The organism is Solirubrobacter pauli, from assembly GCF_003633755.1.
GTDB classification, from domain to species: Bacteria; Actinomycetota; Thermoleophilia; order Solirubrobacterales; family Solirubrobacteraceae; genus Solirubrobacter; species Solirubrobacter pauli.
Genome location: NZ_RBIL01000002.1, coordinates 1,851,240 through 1,868,738, shown reverse-complemented (window position 1 = coordinate 1,868,738; position 17,499 = coordinate 1,851,240). Strand labels below are relative to the sequence as shown.

The window sequence follows — 17,499 nt, the reverse complement described above, 5'->3', positions numbered from 1 at the left end:
CTTCAGGAGAGAGAGGAAGAGGGAATGAAGCAGTTCGGCATTGCGGTCGCGATCCTGCTCGCGACCGTCGTAGCGGCGTGCGGTGGCGATGACGGCGAAGGCGCGGCCAAGAACGCGTCGACGGACGGCGGCGAGAAGGCCGCCAAGCTCGAAGGTTCAATCAGCGTCTGGATCATGGACCCCGGATCACCGAAGATCCAGGGCGTGGTCAAGCAGTACGGCACCGACTTCGAGGCCGCGCACCCCGGCACGAAGGTCGACATCCAGTTCGTCCCGTGGGCGCAGGCGCACGACAAGTTCGTGACCGCGATCGCCGGCGGCAAGGTGCCGGACGTGGCCGAGATGGGCACGACCTGGACGCCGGAGTTCGCCGACCAGGGCGCGCTGCTCGAGCAGCCCGAGATCGCCAAGGACGACTACGTCTCCAGCCTCGTCGACGCCGCCACGCTCGACGGGAAGGTCTACGGCAAGCCGTGGTACGCCGGCGCGCGCTCGCTGATCTACCGCAAGGACCTGCTGGAGAAGGCCGGCGTCGAGCCGCCCAAGACCTGGGACGACATGGAGGCCGCGGCCAAGGCGATCAAGGCGAAGGACAAGGGCGTGTATCCGGTCGGCTTCACCGGGCTCTCCGAGCACATGTACCTGCCGACGATCTGGCAGGCCGGCGGCGAGATCGCGACCCAGGACGGCGACACCTGGAAGAGCGCGCTCAACTCGCCCGAGGCCGCGCAGGCGCTCGACTGGTACGCCTCGTTCTACAAGGACGGCTACGTCCCGAAGGCCGCGATCGGTTGGGAGGAGCCCGACGCGCAGACCGCGTTCATCAACGGTGACATCGCAATGCTGATCGCCGGCGGCTGGGGCTACAACTCGATCATCGCCACCAAGCCCGAGCTGGAGGAGAAGATCGGCACCGCGCTCACGCCGACCGGGCCGTCGGGCAAGGGCACGGCGTTCGCCGGCGGCAGCCACCTCGTGCAGTTCACCGAGTCCGGCAACCATGACCTCGGCGCGGCGTTCGTCGACTTCATGCTCGAGCCCGACCAGCTGAACAAGTTCACGAGCGAGATCGGCTTCCTGCCGGGCACGACGGCCGGCATCCAGGCGTCGGGCTACCTCGAGGACGAGCAGCGGAAGCCGTTCGCCGAGCAGCTGCTCAACGCGTCCGCCGTGTACCCGCCGTCGCCGAAGTGGGGCGGGCTCGAGGGCGCGAACATCTTCGACGGCCAGATCCAGAAGGTCATGAAGGGCGAGGAGACCGGCCAGCAGGCGGCGGCCAACCTCGCGACGAAGATGGACGAGGAGTTCGCCGGGTGAGCACGGCCCCGGCAGCCGTCCAGGCGGGGCGCACCTCCTCGCGCCCTCCCGCGATGGTGGTCGCGCGTCGAGCGGTGAACCGGCTGACCCTTCCGGTTCTCCTGCTGCTACCGGCGCTGACCATCATCGCGGGCCTGGTCGGCTACCCGCTGGTCCGCACGATCTACCTGTCGTTCACGGACACCGGCCTCGGGGAGCTGATCTACGGCGGTTCCGAATGGGTCGGCCTGGAGAACTTCAAGGAGGTCTTCGCGGACGAGCACCTGCGCACGTCGCTCGTGAACACGGTCGTGTTCGGGACGGCGTGCGTGGTCGGGACGATGGTCCTCGGGTTCTGCGTCGCGCTGCTGCTCAACCAGAAGCTCAAGGGCAACCTGCTGTTCGGGATCGCCGTGCTGCTGCCGTGGGCGGTGCCGGCGCTGGCGGCGAGCGCGATCTGGAAGTGGCTGTTCGACGCGCGCTACGGCTTCGTCAACTGGGGGCTCGTGAACCTCGGGTTCGACGGGTTCCAGGACTTCGCGTGGTTCGCCGACCGCGAGACCGCGTACGTGGCGATCTTCATCACGGTCGTCTGGCAGTCGTTCCCGTTCGTGGCGCTGTCGCTGCTCGCGGGCCTGCAGACGATCCCGAAGGAGACCCTGCAGGCGGCGGCCGTGGACGGCGCGAACGCGTTCCAGCGCTTCCGGCTGGTGACGCTGCCGCTGCTGCGGCCGATCGTCGCCGTGCTGGTGATCTTCTCGACGATCTGGGACTTCAAGATCTTCGACCAGATCTACGTGATGGCGGCCGGCGTGCCGGACCGGTCGGCCGACACCGCCGCGGTCGCCGCCTACCGCGAGGGCTTCGCGCTGTCGCACTACGGGCTGGGAAGCGCGGTCGCGGTGGTGCTGTTCGTGATCCTGCTGGCGTTCGCGCTGATCTACGTGCGGCTGGTCGGCAAGGAGGGTGAGCTCGCGTGAGGTGGCTGCTCAAGCGCGGATGGATGTACCTCGCGATGATCGCCGTGTCGACGTTCGCGCTGTTCCCCGTCTACTGGGTCGTGATCACGTCGCTGAAGCCGCGGTCGGAGATCTACACGCGCACGCCCGACCTGTGGCCGTCGGACCCGCAGTGGGACCAGTACCCGCGCGTGCTCGGCGAGGGGCACGTCGGCCGTGCGCTGCTGAACTCGCTGATCGTGGCCAGCGGGACCATGGTCATCTGCCTGCTGGTCAGCGCCGGCGCGGCCTACGTGCTCGCCCGCTACCGGGCGCGGATCACGCGGATCCTGCTGATCCTCGTGCTGATGACGCAGATGTTCCCGCTCGTCGTGCTCGTGATCCCGCTGTTCGTGACCATGCGCAAGGCGGGGCTGCTGGGCACGTACTGGTCGCTGATCATCACCTACCTGGCGTTCAGCGTGCCGCTGGCGATCTGGGTGATGCGTGGCTTCGTCCTGTCGATCCCGGACGAGCTCGAGCACGCGGCGCGGATCGACGGGGCGACGCGGATCGGGGCGATGTGGCGGGTCGTGCTGCCGCTCGCGGCACCCGGGCTGGCGGTCACGGCCGTGCTGAGCTTCCTCGAGGGCTGGAAGGAGTTCCTCCTTGCGCTGACGTTCATCAACGACGAGGACCGCAAGACGGTGCCGCTGGTGCTGCAGTCGTTCGTGGGGCGCGGCGACACCGACTGGGGCGCCGTGATGGCGACGTCGGTGCTCTACACGCTGCCGGTCGCGATCGTCTTCGTGCTCGCGCGCAAGCACCTGATGACGGCGCGCACCGCGGGAGCGGTCAAAGGATGAGGCTCGGAGTCTCAGCCGCGCTGGTGGACGGAACGTTCGTTCCCGGCGACGTGTCGGTCGACGGCGGGTCGATCGTCGAGGTCGGGCTCTCGGGCGCCGGCAGCGGGATCGCCGCGCCGGGCTTCGTCGACCTCCAGGTCAACGGCTTCGCGGGCGTGGACCTGATGGCCACCGACCACGAGGGGTACGTGCGGGTGGGGGAGGCGCTGCTGGCGACGGGCACGACGGCGTTCCAGCCGACGTTCGTGACCGCGCCGGAGTCCGCGCTGCTGGACGCGCTGCGCAAGATGCCCGCGGGCGGCATCGGCGCGCGCGTCCTCGGCGCGCACCTGGAAGGCCCGTTCCTGTCACCGCGCCGCGCGGGCGTGCACGACCCCGCGCATCTCTCCGCGCCCGACCTCGCGCTCCTGCGCCGGTTGCTGGACATCGCCCCGGTGTCCCAAATGACGCTGGCGCCGGAGCTGCCGGGGGCGTTCGAGCTCGTCGACGAGCTGGTCGCGCGCGGGGTCACGGTCAGCGCCGGCCACACCGACGCCACCGCCGCCGAGGCACACCTGGGCTTCGACCGCGGGATCACGACGGTCACCCACCTCTTCAACGCCATGCGCCCGTCGACGTCACGCGATCCGAGTGTTGGCTTCGCCGCGCTCGCCCGGCACGATGTGCTGGTGCAGATGATCGTGGACCTGCATCACGTCGCGCCGGACACGGTCCGGGTCGCGTGGAACGCCGCCGGCGGTCGGCTCGCGCTCGTCACCGACGCGGCGCCCGCCGCCGGTATGGGCGACGGCGAGTTCGTGCTGGGCGGGCGCCGGATCGAGGCCGAGGACGGCGTCGTCCGCGGCCCCGAGGGCCAGCTCGCGGGCAGCGCGTTGACGATGATCGAGGCCGTGCGCAACCTGCACTCCCTCGGCGTGAGCCTCGAAGCCGCCCTCACGGCTGCGAGCGCAGTGCCCGCGCGGGTCGCGGGCCGGCCGGATCTCGGACGCCTTGCCCCCGGGGCGCCGGCGGACGTCGTGGTGCTCGACGACCGCCTCGAGATCCGGCAAGTCCTGGTCGACGGCCGCGAACGCGTAGGAGGACGAAGTTGAGCATCCGCATCGACGCGGTGTCGAAGGCCTACAAGAACGGGCCGATGGCCGTCGACGACGTCTCGCTGGAGGTGCAGGAGGGCGAGTTCATGGTGCTCGTCGGGCCCTCCGGCTGCGGCAAGTCGACGCTGCTGAAGCTGATCGCCGGGATCGAGGAGGTGACGTCCGGCACGATCCACATCGGCGGCCGCGACGTGACGCTGCTCGATCCCCGCAAGCGCGACATCGCGATGGTCTTCCAGAGCTACGCGCTCTACCCGCACCTCTCCGTGCGCCAGAACCTCGGGTTCGGGCTCAAGCTGCGCAAGACGAGCAAGGCCGAGATCGCGCAGCGCGTCGACGACGTGGCGCGCATCCTCGGCCTGGAGGAGATGCTCGACCGCAAGCCCGGCGAGCTGTCGGGCGGCCAACGCCAGCGCGTGGCCATGGGCCGGGCGATCGTGCGCGAGCCGCAGGCGTTCCTGATGGACGAGCCGCTCAGCAACCTCGACGCGAAGCTGCGCGTCTCGATGCGCGCCCAGCTCTCCCGCCTGCACGAGCGCCTCGGCGTGACGACGGTCTACGTCACCCACGATCAGGTCGAGGCGATGACGCTCGGCCAGCGCGTCGCGGTCCTGCGCGGCGGCGTTCTGCAGCAGTGCGACACGCCCGAGCAGCTCTTCGACCATCCCGCGAACCTGTTCGTGGCCGCCTTCATCGGCTCACCCGCGATGAACCTGGTCGAGGCCGACGGCGGCCGCTTCGGCACGTGCTCGGTGCCGTCGCCGGTCGAGGGCCGCTGCATCCTGGGCATCCGCCCGCATGACCTCAAGCTCGGCCCGGGCATCCCGGCCGTCGTCCAGGTCGTCGAGCGGCTCGGCACGGAGACGCACGTCGTGGCGGGCATCGACGCCCCGCGCCTGCGCAGCGCGGCGCTGGCCGACGCCCTCGACGCGAGCGCCGCCGACGACGACGTCCTGCTCGCCGAGGACGACCGCGCGTCGTTCACCGTCGTCCTCGACGCCCGCGCGCCGATCGCGGTCGGCGACCGGATCGAGCTCACGCTCGACCCGGATCGCCTGCATCACTTCGACGTCGAGACGGGGAAGGCGCTCAGTCCGTCCGCTTCGAGTCCCGCCGCGCCAGCGCACGCTGGATCAGCAGGTTGACGCCCATCAGGCCGAGGACGACGATCAGCAGCATCGTCGCCAGGACGTTGACCTCGGCCGGCACGCCCTGGCGGGTCGCGCCGAAGATGAACAGCGGGAACGTCTGCGTCTGGCCGGCGTTGAACGACGTGATGACGTAGTCGTCGAACGAGATCGCGGCCGCGAGCATCGCCGCGGCGGCGACGCCGGGCGCGATCATCGGCAACGTGACTTTTCGGAACGTGGTCCACTCGGTCGCCCCGAGGTCCATGGCCGCCTCCTCGATGTGGCGGTCCATGCCCTCCAATCGGGCCTTCACGGTCACCACCACGTAGGAGACGGTGAACATCACGTGGGCGATCACGATCGTCACGAAGCCCGTGTTGATGTTGAGCGTGAGGAACATCGCCAGCAGCGCCGCGCCGAGCACGACCTCGGGGGACGAGAGCGGCATGAACACGAAGAAGTCGACCGTGCTGCGGCCGCGGAAGCGGTAGCGGACGAGCGCCATCGCCATGAACGTGCCGAGCGCCGTGGCGATCGCGGTCGAGATCAGCGCGATCTCCACGCTGTTGGTCAGCGCCTTCGCCAGGTCCGGGTCCGCGAACGGGTCGGCCCAGTGGCGGAGCGTGAAGCCCTGCCAGGTGAAGTTGAAGCGGCCCTGGTTGTCGTTGAACGAGAACAGGACGACGATGAAGACCGGGATGAACAGGTACAGCAGCGCGAGCACCGACCACAGGGCCAGCAGCCCGTGGCGGAGCTTGTCGCGGCCTTTGGACCCGCCACCGGTCGGCGGCCCCGCGATCTCTTCCTCGACGGCCCGCCCGGCGGCGGGTGCGGCTTCGACTGCCATCAGATCGCCGCCTGGGTGAGGTTGCGGGCGCCGAGCACCCGCGCGTACAGGAAGATCCCGACGAGGATGAACAGCATCAGCGTGAAGCTGAGCGCCGCGGCCTGCGGGTAGTCGAGGATGTTCAGGAACTTCGACTGGATGACGTTGCCGATCATGTACTGCTGCGGCGTGCCGAGCAGCGCGGCGTTCACGAAGTCACCGCACGCCGGGATGAACGTCAGCAGCGATCCGGCGAAGATGCCCGGCAGCGCCAGCGGCACGGTCACCTTGCGGAACGCGGTCGCGCGTGACGCGTAGAGGTCGGTCGCCGCCTCCAGCAGGCGCGGGTCGATCTTCTCCAGCGCCACGTACAGCGGCAGCGCCATGAACGGCAGGAAGTTGTAGGTGATGCCGGCGATCACGGCGGTCCTCGACGCGAGCAGGCGCCCGTCGTCGCTGACGAGCCCGATCTTCTGGAAGAAGCTCACCACCGCGCCGTCGTCGGACAGGATCAGCTGCCAGGCCACCGTCCGCAGCACGTAGCTCATGAAGAACGGCAGGATGATCAGCAGCAGGATGAAGCTCTTCCAGCGGCCCGCGTGGAACGCCGTGAAGTAGGCGAGCGGGAAGCCGATGATCAGGCACAGCAGCGTCGAGATGCCCGCGTAGGCGATCGAGCGGCCGAACTGCTCCTTGTACTCGGAGATCGCGTCCCAGTAGTTGTGGAACGCCCACGTCAGCTCGTAGCCCTGCTCGGGGTTGCCGGTCATCAGCGACACGGACGCCTGGTTGAGCAGCGGGTACAGGAAGAAGATCAGCAGCCACAGCAGGCCGGGGCCGATGAACAGCCAGGGGAGGAGCTTGCGGCGCGTGTTGAGGCTCATCAGGCGCCCGTCACCTTCGCCATCGCCTCCTTCATGGTCCGCTCGTCGGAGTCCGAGAGCGCGGGGTAGGAATGCAGCTTCGCGCGGATCTCGTCCGGCGGGAAGATCAGCGGGTTCTCGGCGATGTCCGGGTCGGTCTTCTGGACGATCTCCTGGACGCCCTTCACCGGCGAGAGGTAGTTGACGAAGATCGCGAGCTTGGCGGCGATCTCCGGCTCGTACAGGAAGTTCATCATCGTCTCGGCGGCGTAGATGTGCTCCGCCTTGGCCGGGACCATCATGTTGTCCGTGAAGGTCATCGCGCCCTCGTCGGGGTAGACGAACTCCAGCTCCGGGTTGTCGCTCTGCAGCTGGACGAGATCGCCCGAGTAGGCGAGCGCGACCCAGATGTTGCCCTTCGCGAGGTCGGTCGAGTAGTCGTTGCCGGTGAAGCGCCGGAACTGGCCGGCGTCGGCGGCCTTGCCGATCTTGTCGATGGCGGCGAGGATCTGGTCGATCTTGGCCGTCGTCGGGTCGATGCCCATGCCGAGCAACGTCGTGCCGGCCGAGTCGTAGGGCTCGGTGAACATGGTCACGCGGCCCTTGAACGCCGGGTCGAACAGGTCGTTGACCGAGTTGAGCTTGCGGCCGGTCTTCTTCGGGTTGTACCCGAGCCCGATCGCGCCCGACTGGTACGGCACCGTGAACTCGCGCTTCTTGTCGTACGGCACCGACTTGAGGTTGTCGACGAGGTTCTTGACGACGTTCGGCATGTTCTTCTTGTCGAGCGGCTCGACGTAGCGGTTGCGGACCCACTTGACCGCCATGTAGTCCGTCAGCGTCACGATGTCGCGCCCGATCGCGGTGCCGGACTGCAGCTGCTGGCGGACCTTGCCGTAGAACTCGTCGTTGTCGTTGATCTCCTCGACGTACTTGACGTGGCCGCCGAACTGCTTGTCGAAGTCCTTGAGGATGGCCTTGTCCATGTACAGCGGCCAGTTCGAGAACGTCCAGTTGCCGATCGGGACCTTCTTGTGGGTGATCTCGGGGATCGGCGTCGCGGCCTTCTCGGCCTGCTCGAGCGTCCCCTCGATCCCGCAGCCCGCGAGCGCGTAGGCCAGCGCCAGCGAGCCGCCGCGGCCGAGGAACCGGCGGCGGGTGTGCTCAGCCACGTTCCACCACGAACGTGTGCTCCGGCCGCCAGACGAGCTGCACCTCGCGGCCGACGGCCAGCGCCTCGGGCTCGGAGCCGCTGAAGTTCTGCGCGAACACGTTGAGCTCCTCGCCACCGGCGGCCTGGATGACGTACTGGATCGAGACGCCGAGGAACGCCGCCACGAGGATCTTGCCCTTGAGGACGTTCGACCCGTCGGGCACGGCCTCGCCGGCGGGGACGAGCGTGATCTTCTCCGGGCGCACGCCGATCCGCACGTCGCCGGTGAGCCCGGCGCACTCGGGCGCATGGAGCTGCGCGCCGTCGTGCGTGGTCACGCGCTGGTCGCCGGTGACCTTCGCGTCGATCAGGTTCGAGATGCCGAGGAAGTTGGCGACGAACGCGGTGCGCGGGCGCTCGTAGAGATCGGTGGCCGAGCCCGCCTGCTCGATCTTGCCGCCGTTCATGACCGCGATCGTGTCGGCCATGCTCATGGCCTCCTCCTGATCGTGGGTCACGTGCACGAACGTGATGCCGACGTCCTGCTGGATCCGCTTGAGCTCGATCTGCAGCTGCTTGCGCAGGCGCAGGTCCAGCGCGCCGAGCGGCTCGTCGAGCAGGAGCGCGCGGGGTCGGTTCACCAGCGCGCGGGCGAGCGCCACGCGCTGCTGCTGGCCGCCGGAGAGCTGCGCGGGCTTGCGCTTGCCGACGTGGTCGAGCTGCACCAGCTCGAGCGCCTCGTGGGCGCGCTTGAGCGCCTCGGACTTGCCGATCTTCTTGCGCTCGAGGCCGAACGCGACGTTCTTCTCGACGCTCAGGTGCGGGAAGAGCGCGTACGACTGGAAGACGGTGTTGACGTCGCGCTTGTACGGCGGGTGCTGGGTGACGTCGGCGCCGCCGAGGTAGACCTTGCCCGCCGTCGGGTCCTCGAACCCGCCGATCATGCGCAGCGTCGTCGTCTTGCCGCACCCGGACGGGCCGAGCATGGCGTAGAAGCTCCCGCGCGGGATCGACATCGTGAGGTCGTCGACCGCCGTCATTTCCCCGAAGCGCTTGCTGACGCCATCCAGATGGATGTCGGCCTCGGCCTCCGTTGCTGCCACCCTCGCTCCTTCCTCTGACCGTTGCCCACCTTTCCGGTTGCGTCAAGCCGTCGCAATGGACAGTGGGTCGGATGTTCCGCCATCATGACTGACAGAACGTCATGTTGAGCCTCGCCGACGTGCTCGAACTGCCGGTGGTCCGACGCGCACTCCCCGAGGTGGTGGTGGGCGATGCCGCTCTGGACCGCCAGATCCGCTGGGCGCACGTGATCGAGATGCCCGACCCCGACGATCTGCTGAAGGGCGGCGAGCTCGTCTTGACGACGGGACTGGGCCCGGCGGGCGATCCCGTGCACCAGACGGCATGGACGCGCTCGCTGGTCGACCAGGGCGTCGCCGCGCTGGCGGTGGAGCTCGGGAGCACGTGGCGCGACGTCCCGCCGGCCGTCGTCGCCGGCTGCGCGCGGGCGGGGGTGCCGGTGATCGCGTTCCACCGCCCGGTGCGCTTCATCGAGATCACCGAGGCCGTGCACGCGGCGGTCATCAACGCCCAGTACGCGCTGCTCGCCCGCGGCGAGGAGATCCACCGGCGCTTCACCGAGCTGATCCTGCGCGGGCGCGGCGTGCCCGAGATCCTGGCCGAGCTGTGCGCGGCCGTGAAGAGCCCGGTCGTGCTCGAGGACGCGGGCGGATCGCTCGTCTACTACGTGAGCGGACCGCCCGGTGACGATCTGGCGCTGTCCGCGTGGGCCGACGTGCACCGCGCCGAGGCTCGCGGGGAGACCGCCGAGGGCGTGCTGTGCGCGGACGTGCGGCTGCTGGACTCCTCGTGGGGGCGCGTGATGGCGCTCTCGCTGGAGCACCGGCTCGACGACTTCGACCGCGTCGCGATCGAGCGCGCGGCGCTCGCGGTGGCGATCGACCTGCTCACCCAGCAGCACGACGAGCAGCTGCGCGCCCGCTCGCGCGGCGCGTTCCTGTCCGAGCTGGCCGACGGCCGCGTGGAAGAGGCCGACGCCCGCCGTCGCGCCGAGGCGCTCGGCTTCCCGGGCACCGGCCGCGGCGCGCTGCTGCCGCTGGTCGCGGCCTGGCGCCGCCCCGCCTACACGCGCGGCCGCTCGGAAGGGGCCGACGGGATCTCGTGGACGCGACTGTCCGGTGATCTGCGCGGCGCGCTCGCGTCGACCGGCCTCGCGGTCCTGCTCGGCCCGCGCGACGTCGACCTGCTCGTGCTGCTCGCGCTCGGCTCGCGCGACTACGACGAGGCGCTCGTCGAGCACGTCGCCCACCTGTTCCACGGCGCGCTCGACCGGCACGGGCTCGGCCCGGCCGACGCCGCGCTCGCGGTCGGCGGGCCGGCGGACACGTGGGCGGCGGCGGGCCAGGGCCTGCGGCGGGTCCGGCGCTCGGCGGGCGCGGCCACGGCGCTCGACGTCCGGCGCTGGTACGACGCGCGGCGCCCGGGCGTCACGGACCTCCTGCACGAGCTGCGCGACACACCCGAGCTGGAGGCGTTCGTGGCCGAGCAGCTCGGCCCGCTCCTGGGCGACGGCACCCCGCGGGGCCGCGTGCTCCTGGACACGCTCGAGGCCTACCTGGCCGCGGGCGGGCGCAAGGCCGAGGCGGCGCGGGCGCTGCACCTCGAGCGCCAGTCGCTGTACCTGCGCCTGCGCCGGATCGAGGAGGCGCTCGGCGTCTCGCTCGAGGACGAGGACGTCGTGCTCGGCCTGCACCTCGCGGTGCGCGCGCGACGGTTCCGTCGCGGCGCGCGCACGTAGGTGCGGTACACACCGCGCATGCGCGAGGCTCAGATGCAGGTCACGCCCGAGGGCCAGGTTCCGCTCGACGGCGGCTGGTTCGTCGCGAACCTCGGCCGGCTCGCCTGGGAGTCGGCGCCCGGATTCGGCACGTGGCGGGACTTCAACGCCCCGGACGCGGACCCCGACGGCCCCGGCATCGGCGTGCACGTGCACGTCTTCCAGCCGGGCGAGTCCAACGGCTACTACCACGAGGAGGACGCGCAGGAGGGCTTCCTCGTGTTGAGCGGCGAGTGCGTCGCCGTCGTCGAGGGCGAGGAGCGCCGGATGCGCCAGTGGGACTACTTCCACTCACCGCCCGGAACGGCGCACATCACGGTCGGCGCCGGCGACGAGCCGTGCGCGATCCTGATGTTCGGCAGCCCGGACCCCCGGCGCGCCGTCACCTGGATCGCGAACGCGACCGCGGCGCGCTACGGCGCGAGCGTGGAACGCACGACCACCCGGGACTCCGAGGCGTACGGCGACCTGCCAGCGGTGCGGCGGGTTCCGGCGCGGCGCCCGTTCGGCCCGAGCTAGATGTCGCTGAGGTCGCCGGTCGGCGGGGTACCGTCGTCCGGGCCGGGCGCGGGCCGCGCGCCGACCAGCCGGAAGCCGCGAGGCCAGCCGTCGTCGAGCGTGACGGTCCGTCGCGTCAGCGTGCGCTCGCTCAGCTCGCTGATCTCGATCGCGCCGGAGGACAGCACGTCCTCGACGAAGGCGACATGGCCGTCGCCGAAGTCGGCGATCGCACCGATCGAGGGCGTCGGGTTGAGTGGCTTGTCCTCCCACGCGCCGGGCTTGACGTCGGTGGCGAACAGCTTGCTCGCCCGGTAGGCGACGTACGACGGTCCGTACGCGCACGGCGCCTTGCACCGGAAGCCGTAGAGCGACGCGGCCTTCTGCGGCCCCGTCTCCTCCTTGACCTCGGGCCAGGTGATCAGCAGCGTGGCGCCGACGGCGGCGAGCACGGCGAGAACGATCCATCGCGTCACTGGGGGCATGGTGTGCCCTCGTTCGAAAAGCGACAAGCGGCCTATTCGTCCAGCGTGACGGTCTGTCGGCGTCAGCGTGACCGGTCGCGACGTTCCGCCTATTGCCAGGTCCGGGAAGCGCGGGCGAGCATGGAGCCCATGACAGCGCCCGAGACGGTTGGCTTCGACTCGCTCCAGGAGCAGGCGCACCGGCACCTGCTGATGCACTTCACGCGCAACGGCGCCTTCGGGCCGGGCGGCAAGCCGCTGCTCGTCCTGGAGCGCGGCGAGGGCTCGTACGTCTTCGACACCGAGGGCAAGCGCTACTTCGACGGCCTCAGCTCGCTGTTCTGCTGCCAGATCGGCTACTCCTACGGCGAGGAGATGGCGTCGGTCGCGTCGGCGCAGATGTCGACGCTCGCGTTCAACACGAACTGGGCGACCGCGCACCCGCCGTCGATCAAGCTCGCCGCGGCGCTGGCCGAGCGCGCGCCCGGCGACCTGAACCGCGTGTTCTTCACCAACGGGGGCTCCGAGTCCGTCGAAGCCGCCTGGAAGATCGTCCGCCAGCACTACCTGGCCAAGGGCGAGCCGCAGCGCGTGAAGGCGATCGCGCGCGAGATCGCCTACCACGGCGTGACGCTGGGCGCGCTGAGCTTCACCGGCGTGCGCCCGATGAAGGAGCCGTTCGGCGCGGCCCCGATCCCGGTCACGCGGATCGCGAACACGAACGCGTACCGCGACCCCGAGGCCCAGGACGAGGCCGCGTTCACGCGCCGCCTGCTCGAGGACGCCGAGCGCACGATCGTCGAGGCCGGCCCGGAGACCGTGGCGATGCTGATCGCCGAGCCCGTCCAGAACGCCGGCGGCTGCCTCGTCCCGCCCGAGGGGTACTGGCCCGGCCTGCGCGCGCTGTGCGACAAGTACGGGATCGCGCTGGTCGCCGACGAGGTGATCACCGGCTTCGGCCGCATCGGCGAGTGGTTCGCGTCCGCTCGGTACGGCGTCGCGCCGGACCTGATCACGTGCGCGAAGGGCATCACGTCCGCGTACGCGCCGATGGGCGCCGTGCTGGTCTCCGACAAGATCGCCGAGCCGCTGTACGAAGACGGCCGCATGCTCATGCACGGGATCACGTTCGCCGGGCACCCGGTGGCGAGCGCGGTCGCGCTGCGCAACCTGGAGATCTTCGAGCGCGACGGCGTGCTGGAGAACGTGCGGGCGCTCGAGCCGTACATCGGCGAGCTGCTCGAGGGCATCAAGCAGCGCGTGCCGATGGTCGGCGACGTCCGCGGGGCGGGGTTCTTCTGGGCGCTGGAGCTCGTCCGCGACGCCGAGGCGTCCCGCTTCAGCGCCGAGGAGCGCGAGAAGCTGCTGCGCGGCTTCCTCTCCGGCCGGCTGCTCGAGGAGGGCCTGATCGCCCGCCCGGACGATCGCGGCGACGCCGTCCTGCACCTCGCGCCTCCGCTCACGTCCACGCGCGAGGAGCTCGAGGAGATGGCCGCGAAGACGGAGGCCGTGCTGGCCGACGCGTCGCAGCGCTTCTACGTCGGCTGATGGTTCATACCGCTCACGGCTACTGGCTCTCCGAAGCCGGTCCGGTCACGCCCGCGCCCGTCCTGGAGGGCGAGCAGCACGCCGACGTGGTGATCATCGGCGGCGGCTACACCGGCATGTGGACCGCCTGGCAGCTGCGCGAGCGTGGCGCGTCGGTGCGGCTGCTGGAGGCCGATCTGTGCGGGCACGGGCCGAGCGGGCGCAACGGCGGCTTCTGCGAGACGCTGTGGACGCACTTCCCGTCGCTGGTCGAGCGGTTCGGCCGCGACCGTGCGCTCGAGCTGTGCGACGCCTCCGCGGACAGCGTGCGCTCGATCGGCGCGTGGTGCGAGGCGCAGGGCGTGGACGCCTGGTTCACGCCGGGCGGCTACGTGATGGCGTCCACGGCGCCGGCGCACGACGCGGTGCTGGACGAGATCCTGGCCGCGGCGCCGGGCGACCGCGTGCGGGCGCTCACCGAGGCCGAGACCCGCGCGCGCTGCGACTCGCCTCGCTTCCGCCGTGGCCTGCTCGTCGCCGACGACGCCACGGTCCAGCCGGCGCGGCTCGCGCTCGGCCTGCGGTCCAAGCTGCTGGACGTGATCCGCGAGCGCTCGCGCGTGAACGCGCTGCGCTCGGGGCCGCGCGAGGTCGTGGTCGAGACCGACGGCGGTCGCGTCCGGGCGGGCGCCGCCGTGCTGGCCATGAACGCCGCCACCCGCGCGGTGCCGCCGCTGCGCAACCGGTTGAGCGTCACCTCCTCGCACATCGTCCTGACCGAGCCGGTCCCGGACGTCCTCGACGAGCTCGGCTGGTCAGGCGGCGAGTGCATCACCGACGCGCGCACGTTCGTGCACTACTTCCGCACGACCCGCGACGGCCGGATCGCCTTCGGGTGGGGCGGAGGCCGCCTCGCCGCGGGAGCGCGCCTGCACGGCAAGGTCGAGGTCGACCCCGAGGTCGCCGACGAGACCCACGCGCACCTGGTCGAGATGTTCCCGCAGCTCACCGGCCGGGCGGTCACCCACGCCTGGGGCGGCCCGATCGACGTCTCGCCGAGCCACCTCCCGCAGATCGGCACGCTCGACGACGGCCCGGTGCACTACGCCTTCGGCTTCACGGGCAACGGCGTCGGCCCCTCGCACCTCGCGGGGCGCGCGCTGGCCGCCCTCGCCAGCGGCGAGTCCACGGACCTCGCGGTGACCGATCCGAGCCCGGTCCGCGTGCCGTCGGAGCCGTTCGCCATCACCGGCGGGACGATGGTCCGGCGTGCCTTCCTGCGCAAGGAGCGCCTGGAGGAGCAGGGCGGCCGCGTCGACCTGATCACGCGCGCGGCCGTCGCCGCACCGCGCGCGCTGGGCATGCACGTCGCCCGCTGACGGCCGCGCGATCAGCGCAGACGGACCGCGCGGCTAACCGTCGCCTCGGCCTCGGCCACGACCGCTCGCCGGACGGCGCGCCCGGCGACTCGAATCCGCACGACGCGCGCAACGCTGGGACGCAGCGTGACGGTCGCCCGGCCGAGCACGGTCCGTCGGCCGCTCGCGAGCCGCACACGCACGGTCACGCGCCCACCGGCCGGCGAAGCGACCCGCACCGAGACCCGCCCGCGCGAGACCCGCCGTGAGGCGAAGGCCACACGCACGCGGGAGCCGCGCGCACGAGCGTCCACGGGCTCGCCGCTGCTCGACGCGCCGGTGCGGCCCGCGCCGCCGAGGTTCGTGCCGTCGGCCGCGCCGGTATCGCCACCGGCCCCGGTGCCTCCGTCCGGGGCAGCGTCGCCGAGTGTGCCGCCCGTGCCGTCGCCGCCGCCCGCGCCGTTGCCGTTGCCGCCGCCCGGACTCGGGCCGTTGCCGCCGCCCGTGCCCGGGCTCGTGCCGGTGCCGCCGCCCTGCGCCGGGACCGCTGTGCTCCCGTCTGGTAGGAACCAGCCGATCCCACTCGACGAGTTGTGGCTGGTGGACCGGAAGTCACCGCCAACGAGGAGCTCGCCACTCGGAAGCGGGATCATCGCGCGACCGCCGACGCCCGGGTCGAACGCGGTCACCGAGCGGTCGGCGAGGCGGATCGCCGCTGAGCCCCGGCGCGGCAGCCCTCCGAGGCCGTCGACACCGGACACGTAGAGGTGCGAGCTGTCGGCGACCACCGAGCCGGCGCCGTAGCCGTCGGAGCCTGGGAAGTTCGGCTCGGGCGCGCCGGTCGCGTCGAGGTGGCCGACGAAGTCGGACGGCACGGCGCCCAGCACGCGGAAGTAGCCGGCCAGGAAGGCGCCGCCCGCGCCGTCAGGCGTGATGTCGTTGACATAGCTGCTGGGCTCGGCCGCGAACCGCGGCGACGGGGACAGGTCGGAGACGTGGAACGCGGCCAGGAACTTGCGCGGCACGATCGGGCCATCCTTCATCTCGACCGCGTAGAACTCACCGCCGGCGAGCAGCGTGTCGTCGACCACCGCGAGGGCGCGGACCGCGTCGTGCGGCCACGCCTCCCAGGCGAGCTTGGTGCGGCTCGCGAGGTCGAACGCCTCGATGATCTCGCCGCCCGCGATCAGCTTGCCGTCGGCGACCACGAGGTCCTGCACGAGGCGGCTGCGCGGCTCGGGGAAGTCGACCAGCGCGCCGGTGCGGAGGTCGAACGCCGCGAGGCTCTTGCGCGGGACGCCGGCGGCGCGGGAGAAGTAGCCGGCCGCGAACAGCAGGTCGCCGGCCTTCTCCAACGCCCATACGGCGGGCGCATAGCCCGGCCCGAACCAGTCCGGGAGGGGCGTCAGCGGCGCTGGGTCGAAGGGCAGGAGCTCGCCCGTCGAAAGGCGGAACGCGGCGAGGTTCGTCCGCGCGGCGCCGGCGACCGCGCTGTTGTAGCCGGCCAGCGCGACGGTGCCGTCGGGGGCGACCGCGATCGCGCGTGGCCGCGCGTCGAGCAGGTCCACGGCCCACGGCACGCGCTGCAGCGTCGCCAGGTCATACGCGACGTAGCCGCCCGGCCCGCCTGCGTAGAGCCGCCCGCCACCGACCGCCACGCGCTCGACGGTCTTCATCGCCCGCAGGTCGATGTACTGGCCCGTGTCGCGGTCGTACGCCTGCAGCGACGGCTGGTTGGTCCGCCAGCAGTCGCACACGATGAAGACGAAGTCCTCGGTGGCGACCAGATCTGTCGCGTCGGCCGCGTACCGGAACGTCTGGGGCAGGGCCGCCCCGTCGCTCACCCGGTAGCCGACGACGTCGGACTCGCCGGACTCCTGGCCCGGTGCCTGGTCGGTCGCCCAGACCACGCCGCCGTCGACGTCGATCGCCTCGACCTCGCGGCCGGCGGACACGTGCCACCCCGTCGCGGCGCCGGTCGCCGCGTCGAACGCGTACACGCCGTGCCGCCGCGTCGAGACGAACAACCGCCCGTCTTCGACGTCCAGGTCCGTCACCGCGCTGGACAGAGCCGGAGCGATCGCCAGCGGCGCGCCGGTGCGCGCGTTCAGCGCCAGCAGACGCGGACCACGCTCGGCCTCCGGCGTCTCCTCCTCATAGCCCGACCAGCCGTTGAGCCAGAGGACGTCGCCGTGGCGTGCCAGGACGTGAGCGCCCCAGCGCGGCGGACCGCTGAAGGCCCGGTCGACGGACCCGTCGGCGAGCAGATGCACGAGGCCGTGGCGCGGCTCGCCGTCCACCCGTGCGAAGCCGCCGCCGACGTACCAGCCGCCGGCGCCGTCGCTCAGCACCGCCTCCGCGGAGATGTCGCCTTCGCCGGTCTTCCCGAACCCGGGGAAGGTCCGCACGAGTGCTCCCGTGTCCCCGCGCGCGAGCACGAGCGGGCCGGCGGCGGTCCCGGCGACGGTGAACTGGCCGCCGACGTACAGCGTGTCCCCGTCGACCAGCAGGTCGGAGACGGTGCCGTTGACGTACGGCAACCTCGCCGGTGCGGCGGAGGCGGTGGCGGTGACGACGAGCGTCAGCGCGACGGTAAGCAGGCTGCGAGCGACCATTGCGGCGAACG

Annotated in this window: 15 protein-coding genes; 9 read left to right on the top strand and 6 right to left on the bottom strand. The window is 71.3% G+C overall.

What is annotated here, in order from left to right; translation table 11 throughout:
- The first annotated feature begins 24 nt into the window (after positions 1-24).
- Genes C8N24_RS28395 through C8N24_RS28375 form a run of 5 tightly spaced genes read left to right on the top strand, consistent with a single transcriptional unit; the run spans position 25 to position 5,339 of the window.
- Complete coding sequence (locus tag C8N24_RS28395) at positions 25-1,317, top strand: extracellular solute-binding protein (protein WP_121256517.1); 1,293 nt, start codon at positions 25-27, stop codon at positions 1,315-1,317.
- On the top strand, positions 1,314-2,276 hold the full coding sequence (locus C8N24_RS28390; RefSeq protein ID WP_147448024.1) for a carbohydrate ABC transporter permease: 963 nt from the start codon (positions 1,314-1,316) through the stop codon (positions 2,274-2,276). Before C8N24_RS28395 ends, C8N24_RS28390 begins: the two co-directional genes overlap by 4 nt.
- Positions 2,273-3,100: a carbohydrate ABC transporter permease gene (locus C8N24_RS28385; protein WP_121256513.1), complete on the top strand. Its 828-nt coding sequence runs from the start codon at positions 2,273-2,275 to the stop codon at positions 3,098-3,100. Before C8N24_RS28390 ends, C8N24_RS28385 begins: the two co-directional genes overlap by 4 nt.
- Complete coding sequence (nagA, locus tag C8N24_RS34835; protein ID WP_121256511.1) at positions 3,097-4,191, top strand: N-acetylglucosamine-6-phosphate deacetylase; 1,095 nt, start codon at positions 3,097-3,099, stop codon at positions 4,189-4,191. The genes C8N24_RS28385 and nagA overlap by 4 nt, the downstream gene beginning before the upstream one ends.
- Positions 4,188-5,339: an ABC transporter ATP-binding protein gene (locus C8N24_RS28375; protein WP_281272677.1), complete on the top strand. Its 1,152-nt coding sequence runs from the start codon at positions 4,188-4,190 to the stop codon at positions 5,337-5,339. Before nagA ends, C8N24_RS28375 begins: the two co-directional genes overlap by 4 nt.
- Here the strand turns inward: C8N24_RS28375 and C8N24_RS28370 are convergent.
- The 4 genes from C8N24_RS28370 to C8N24_RS34830 are packed head-to-tail and all read right to left on the bottom strand — an operon-like array spanning position 5,284 to position 9,269.
- Entirely contained in the window at positions 5,284-6,171 is an 888-nt protein-coding gene (locus C8N24_RS28370) for an ABC transporter permease (RefSeq protein ID WP_121256509.1), read from the bottom strand. The two genes, C8N24_RS28375 and C8N24_RS28370, sit on opposite strands and share 56 nt — an antisense overlap.
- Positions 6,171-7,034: an ABC transporter permease gene (locus tag C8N24_RS28365; RefSeq protein ID WP_121256506.1), complete on the bottom strand. Its 864-nt coding sequence runs from the start codon at positions 7,032-7,034 to the stop codon at positions 6,171-6,173. The genes C8N24_RS28370 and C8N24_RS28365 overlap by 1 nt, the downstream gene beginning before the upstream one ends.
- Positions 7,034-8,185 (bottom strand): polyamine ABC transporter substrate-binding protein, encoded by a 1,152-nt coding sequence (locus C8N24_RS28360; protein WP_211340170.1) that lies wholly within the window; start codon positions 8,183-8,185, stop codon positions 7,034-7,036. Before C8N24_RS28360 ends, C8N24_RS28365 begins: the two co-directional genes overlap by 1 nt.
- On the bottom strand, positions 8,178-9,269 hold the full coding sequence (locus tag C8N24_RS34830) for an ABC transporter ATP-binding protein (protein ID WP_147448023.1): 1,092 nt from the start codon (positions 9,267-9,269) through the stop codon (positions 8,178-8,180). The genes C8N24_RS28360 and C8N24_RS34830 overlap by 8 nt, the downstream gene beginning before the upstream one ends.
- A gap of 119 nt (positions 9,270-9,388) precedes the next feature.
- Here C8N24_RS34830 and C8N24_RS28350 point away from each other — a divergent pair, with 119 nt between their 5' ends.
- Complete coding sequence (locus C8N24_RS28350; protein ID WP_170179485.1) at positions 9,389-10,987, top strand: PucR family transcriptional regulator; 1,599 nt, start codon at positions 9,389-9,391, stop codon at positions 10,985-10,987.
- 18 nt (positions 10,988-11,005) lie between these two features.
- On the top strand, positions 11,006-11,545 hold the full coding sequence (locus tag C8N24_RS28345; protein WP_121256498.1) for a cupin domain-containing protein: 540 nt from the start codon (positions 11,006-11,008) through the stop codon (positions 11,543-11,545).
- On the opposite strand, the gene C8N24_RS28340 is transcribed toward C8N24_RS28345, so the two are convergent.
- A complete protein-coding gene (locus C8N24_RS28340) occupies positions 11,542-12,000 on the bottom strand; it encodes a CHAP domain-containing protein (protein ID WP_121256496.1) in 459 nt (152 codons plus the stop codon). The two genes, C8N24_RS28345 and C8N24_RS28340, sit on opposite strands and share 4 nt — an antisense overlap.
- 138 nt (positions 12,001-12,138) lie before the next feature.
- Here C8N24_RS28340 and C8N24_RS28335 point away from each other — a divergent pair, with 138 nt between their 5' ends.
- Positions 12,139-13,536, top strand: a complete 1,398-nt coding sequence (locus tag C8N24_RS28335) for an aspartate aminotransferase family protein (protein ID WP_121256494.1) — start codon at positions 12,139-12,141, stop codon at positions 13,534-13,536.
- On the top strand, positions 13,536-14,894 hold the full coding sequence (locus C8N24_RS28330) for an NAD(P)/FAD-dependent oxidoreductase (RefSeq protein WP_121256492.1): 1,359 nt from the start codon (positions 13,536-13,538) through the stop codon (positions 14,892-14,894). The genes C8N24_RS28335 and C8N24_RS28330 overlap by 1 nt, the downstream gene beginning before the upstream one ends.
- Before the next feature lie 11 nt (positions 14,895-14,905).
- Here C8N24_RS28330 and C8N24_RS28325 read toward each other — a convergent pair whose 3' ends face one another.
- The gene (locus C8N24_RS28325) at positions 14,906-17,488 is read right to left on the bottom strand and encodes a PQQ-binding-like beta-propeller repeat protein (RefSeq protein WP_121256490.1); all 2,583 of its coding nucleotides are present in this window, start codon (positions 17,486-17,488) and stop codon (positions 14,906-14,908) included.
- Positions 17,489-17,499: the final 11 nt, after the last annotated feature.

Excerpts from the sequence above, each read along its gene's own strand:
- C8N24_RS28395 (WP_121256517.1), top strand. The coding sequence starts at position 25 with ATGAAGCAGTTCGGCATTGCGGTCGCGATCCTGCTCGCGACCGTCGTA.
- nagA (WP_121256511.1), top strand. The coding sequence starts at position 3,097 with ATGAGGCTCGGAGTCTCAGCCGCGCTGGTGGACGGAACGTTCGTTCCC.
- C8N24_RS28370 (WP_121256509.1), bottom strand. The coding sequence starts at position 6,171 with ATGGCAGTCGAAGCCGCACCCGCCGCCGGGCGGGCCGTCGAGGAAGAG.
- C8N24_RS28365 (WP_121256506.1), bottom strand. The coding sequence starts at position 7,034 with ATGAGCCTCAACACGCGCCGCAAGCTCCTCCCCTGGCTGTTCATCGGC.
- C8N24_RS28345 (WP_121256498.1), top strand. The coding sequence starts at position 11,006 with ATGCGCGAGGCTCAGATGCAGGTCACGCCCGAGGGCCAGGTTCCGCTC.
- C8N24_RS28335 (WP_121256494.1), top strand. The coding sequence starts at position 12,139 with ATGACAGCGCCCGAGACGGTTGGCTTCGACTCGCTCCAGGAGCAGGCG.
- C8N24_RS28330 (WP_121256492.1), top strand. The coding sequence starts at position 13,536 with ATGGTTCATACCGCTCACGGCTACTGGCTCTCCGAAGCCGGTCCGGTC.
- C8N24_RS28325 (WP_121256490.1), bottom strand. The coding sequence starts at position 17,488 with ATGGTCGCTCGCAGCCTGCTTACCGTCGCGCTGACGCTCGTCGTCACC.